We start from the raw sequence: 222 nt of genomic DNA, 5'->3' as shown, positions 1-222 counted from the left end.
CGCGAACCTCCTGCAGGGAGCTCTGTCCGGCGGCGATATCGACGCTAAAGGTCTCGCCGTTGCCCAGCGTGAAATTAAGGCTGCCAGCCCCCAGCTCGGCTTCCTGATCCGCGACGCCGGCGGTGGCGACGCTATAGGCACTGGCCAGGTCGGTGACCTCGACCTGGTAGCGCCCGGGAGCGGCGGTGTTGGCGGCGGCGGCCTTCAGGGCCGAGCCGGTGA

At 69.4% G+C, this 222-nt stretch carries 1 protein-coding gene; it reads right to left on the bottom strand.

Going from position 1 to position 222, the window contains the following annotated elements:
- On the bottom strand, positions 1 to 222 hold a 222-nt coding region (locus H2O73_RS21740; protein ID WP_220457813.1), incomplete at both ends, for a hypothetical protein.

Source organism: Vibrio marinisediminis (genome assembly GCF_014050145.1).
Classification (GTDB): domain Bacteria; phylum Pseudomonadota; class Gammaproteobacteria; order Enterobacterales; family Vibrionaceae; genus Vibrio; species Vibrio marinisediminis.
The sequence above is the reverse complement of the archived record's forward strand: the minus strand, read 5'-3'. Positions and strand labels throughout refer to the sequence as shown.